This is a genomic window from Nitrosomonas sp. (assembly GCF_043753625.1).
In the GTDB taxonomy this organism is placed as follows: domain Bacteria; phylum Pseudomonadota; class Gammaproteobacteria; order Burkholderiales; family Nitrosomonadaceae; genus Nitrosomonas.
This window is the reverse complement of sequence record NZ_JAYUWI010000065.1, coordinates 1-4771: the sequence shown is the minus strand read 5'-3', so window position 1 is coordinate 4771 and position 4771 is coordinate 1. Positions and strand designations below refer to the sequence as shown.

Sequence of the window (4771 nt, the reverse complement as noted above, 5' to 3'; positions counted from 1 at the left end):
GCTGCTGGCTCGCCGGTGGCTATGCAGAACAGACAGCCTAGTTGCGCCTTGAAAACAAGAAATGAGGGTAATAATGCAAAAAATGATGCGATTCAGGTCAAAATTGGGTAAATTATCGCAATATTACATAATCAATAGGCTTAAGCCAGACAGACTCCTAGGGCAACCCTTACTATCAAAATTCACACAAAAAATATGCAACTTGCCGATAATTAGGCCAGCCAACAACAGTCCAAAAGATCGGGCTTTACTTCTAAACCACAGATATCGCAGAAAAGATTGAGTTTCTAGTCCAACAACACAGCCCTAGAAGAAATCGATTGTACCCATTTCTTTTCTCTCAACAATGTGATCGCTTTCCAAAAGACTTTCATAAAAATGCAGTTGGTTTTTCCCATTGTTTTTTGCGTGATAGAGCGCTTGATCTGCACGCCCAATAATTTCAGAAGCCAGGTGATTGATTTCACTAATCAACGTTGCCCCCACACTAATCGTAACCGTATTGATTTGGGGAAAGCGATATTCTTCAATTTTTTTACGAAAACGTTCCAGTGCTTTAGTGGCTTCCTCTTGATCTTGGACATGAAAGATGACTACAAACTCTTCCCCGCCGAAACGAAATAATAAATCCTTTGCGCGAAAATTTTGTTTCATCACATAGGATAATAATAATAAAACTTCATCGCCCATAATATGGCCAAACCGGTCATTGATAGCCTTAAAATCATCAATATCAATAATGGCGAGACAAAATATTTCTGTTCCTGTTTTAGATCTTCTCCGATTTTTTCCACTCTCATTGGGCTGCTGGCTAATATCCGAATTCAAAGTGAGTGAGCTGATTTTATTGATATTCGCTTCAAAAGTTTGGCGATTCAGCAAACCCGTTAACTTATCTTTCTGACTTTCATCCAACAAGCTGCGAAAATTATATGTGATACTCAACAAGCTAGTGATTATGAATAAACTAATCTCGAATAATTCAACATCTCGGATGGTGGTTAATGATACTAATCGATTCAGAAGAGAAGGCGGTCCGGCATCTTGTTTATTAAGCATGTGTAAGATTTGGATGACAAAGCAATGGCGTGATTATAGCTGCATTACTTCATCGATAAAACTTTAAGTTCAGCTTGAGATTTCCCGTGGTCTTGCCGCAGGGAATATTATAATTTGTGTTTTTGGAGTCAGCGTAGTGTGAGGTATGCTGATTTTCATGGAGCCCGAAGTTTCATAAAATGAAGAGATGAAATGGAGGATGGGGATGGAATTGCCCCGCACACAATATAGTCAGGAATTTACGCAGCAATACTATGCAAATCTGCTTGCTGCTTAAACCGATGGGTTCCATTTTTGACAGCACATATTGACTCTCATCCAGCAGTTGGAACGAGAACCTTACAACTGCCATAACGGTCAGACCTTCAGGAGTCCCCCGGTTATACCGGGGGTTTGCCAGTTGTTGATTAGCTCGAAGTGCCAGCAATATAAAACGATAGAGTAATCAAAGTCGCCAATACGCTAAAAATAAATACGATAGTGATAATCATATTCTTAAGCCCAGTATCTGGTGTTTGTTCTAATGAGTTCATATCTCTGTTTTCTCTTCTAGTATGTAACCAGAGAGATTATGTGTCGAATCAGAATTAGCTCAATTGATCTGGATCAATAAAATGCTAATTAACACTCAAACGGAGCCAGGCTCCGAACCATTTTTGAAGATGGTAATGACCGATCAAGGCTTTTAGAAATCTTTGGAACGGTTGTAGCTGATTACAACTGGCTGTGTCATGATTATTGTATGATAGGTAATCAATAATCACCTCATCATTGAGACACTCGACGGGGATTTATCAAAAGGTATGCGCTAGCTCAAAAGCGTTTATCCCGCGGCGCCGAATCATCGGCATGAACGTGGCGGCCATCTTTTTCAAGGACATTACAAAATAATCCCCGCGGATAAAAATTGCTTTGTACTTGAGCCTTCCCACTATGTCGTCTTGAATCCGCCAAGAAACAAAGGACATAGTTAACAACGGAGTAGTTATTATCTTTGTTTGAGAAGCAAAGAAAAATGGCAGTAGAGGACTATCTACAATTTTTCCTAGAAGACATGCAATATCAACCTGAAATATAGTCAAATCTGAAGAGGTAAATTTATTTAGGTGATGCAGCTTTCGTAACTAAGATCCAGAATAGAATAGGAAAAAACACACAAGGGGCCAGGTCTAGAATTAAGAATACTACCAATGAATTAAGTATATTTTTTGCTTTGTTATCTTGTGATGTGCGCAGTGCTTGCGCTGGATTCGTGATTCTGGATCCGATACTGAAAATAATATCTGTTTTTCTCAAATTTTTAAGGTTTAACATGAAAATTTTATTGCAACTAGGTCTCATCTCTTTATTCATACTATTAGTGACGCAAGAAAGTTTTGCACAAAAGCGGATTTATCTGGCACCTGATGATCATACCGATTATATGTGGACGGCGAACGAAGAGGAATATCATGATACTTTTCTGACAATGACCGATTATTATCTTGACCAGATGGATGCGACAAAGGATAGCCCCCCGCCATACCAAGCGCGTTGGAATGCAGATGGTAGTTTCTGGATGTGGATTTACCAAAAGAACCGGAATCCTGTGCAGTTTCAGAAATTAATAAACCGAATCAAGAGCGGTCACTTCAGCATGCCTCTCAATGCATTGGTGCTATCCAATGGCGGCACTCCCGCAGAAGCTGTTTTGCGCGGAATGTATTATCCGGGACAGATTCAACGTGCATATGACGTTGATTTTCCGATTGCCGTCGCAATGGAAAATCAAACCTTACCGTATGGCCTATCATCGCTTTGGGCAGGATCGGGCGCAAAATATTCGTGGAAAGGCGTTTGTGGATGCTCTACGCATGTACCTCACCTGGGAAACCGCGAACGCGAGACTTATTATCTCGGCGGTCGGGATGAAAGTCACGTCCTGATGAAATGGAATTCTCTTCATTTGCATAATAACGATAATACCTCGATGGGTAGCTATGCCGAAGGACGTAACCCATATACAGTGGTCAATTTTGTCGATACTGATGCTCAATTCAAATCGCGCTATCCTTTCCCAATCATCGGAATTTTTGGAAAAGGTGAAGACGATCTAATAACAACTGACGATGAATTTATCATTGCCGCAAAACAATTAACGAATGCAAATCGTAAAGTTATCGTATCCAATCAACTGGATTTCTTTCAGGATTTCGAAGCCAATCACGGCGCAGACTTGGAAACTTTTGCAGCCAGCTACGGCAATGAATGGGAACTTTACTCTGCATCCATGTCGGAAGTCTCCGCGAGGGTCAAGCGTGCCCTGGAAAAGCTGCGTAGTGCGGATGCGTTAGCTACACTTGTTTCACTGCAAGATCCTACCTTTATGGATAGTCGAATTGAAGCCCGTAATAAGGCAATGCTCAATTTTGGCTTGTATTATGAACATAATTGGACTGCGGATGGCCGTGTTACGCCTAATGCCCGGGCAGAATGGCAGCGTAAGATCGAAAGCGAGATTACTTCGTACGTCAACACGTTATATAGTGATGCAAAAAACCAGCTGGGTACAATGATAACCCGAAGTGGTGCCAATCCAAAATTCTACGTGTTCAATAGCTTAAGCTGGGCACGTACCGATTATGCAGATTTCCCTGTCAGCAATCAAAACTTGGTACACGTCGTTGATACCTCCACTGGAGAACAAGTCCCTTCCCAGTATGTATTCATTAACGAAAAATCTCATCTCAGGATTTTGGCTAAAGACGTGCCTTCGGTCGGCTATAAGGTATATGAAATCAGGAATGGCGCGGGCACTTCTTTTCCCAACGCAGCAATCGTCAACGAAAATATTATCGAAAATGATTTCTATCGCATTACCGTTTCAAATTCAGGCGCTATTACGAGTTTGATTGACAAAAAACGCGGAAATCGTCAATTTGTGCGCACAATTGAAAGTAAAACGGTCAACGACTTAGGTAGCACTGATGGAAATCTTGCAGTCGAAAGCATCGGTGCAGTCAGCGTAACTTTGCAGATAATTTCTGCTGATCCGCACTTGCGTACCACACACATCACGCTGATTCGCGACTCAAATCGTATTGAGATTCGCAACGTCATCACGCAAAATTTCAGCGATGTACTGACATGGAATTATTCCTTCAATATTGATTCACCCGACATCTGGCATGAAGAAGTAGGAGCAGTCATTCGCGCCAAACTTCTGCCAAATGGCGGACACTATTCACCTAGGAATGCACGCTATGATTGGTTGACAATCAATCATTTTGCCGATGTATCCGGAGGTGGTGTGGGTGTAACGCTATCAAACGCCGATACGTATTACATGAAACTGGGTGACAGTACACATACTGTGTTTGATACCGCCACACCACAAATCAATATCCTGGTTGGCGGACAAGTCGATGGCCCTACTTTGGGAATTCCCAATCAAGGCGGCGATTCGTGGTTTCTGCAACGATTTGCATTGCAAACACACGATGCATTTAATCAAACATCGGCGATGAAATTTTCACTCGAACACCAAAACGCACTTGTGACCGGCACAGTAACGGGAACAAATCCAGCATACAGCGAAAACAAATACTCATTCCTAACGATTTCAGATCCGGATGTTCTGCTGTGGGCTCTGAAACCAGCCGAAGATGGCATTAATCACGGGGTGATCACACGGGTGTGGAATCAAGCCAATGCAGCAAAAAATTATACGTTG

General features: G+C 41.9%; 2 protein-coding genes. One reads left to right on the top strand and one right to left on the bottom strand.

The genetic code is table 11. The features are described from left to right. Positions 1-306: 306 nt before the first annotated feature. Positions 307-945, bottom strand: a complete 639-nt coding sequence (locus ACH10T_RS06490) for a GGDEF domain-containing protein (protein ID WP_394808499.1) — start codon at positions 943-945, stop codon at positions 307-309. Positions 946-2371: 1426 nt separating this feature from the next. On the opposite strand from ACH10T_RS06490, the gene ACH10T_RS06485 reads away from it, so the two are divergent. Next, positions 2372-4771 (top strand): hypothetical protein (locus tag ACH10T_RS06485; protein ID WP_394808498.1); only part of this gene is annotated, 2400 nt, incomplete at its 3' end.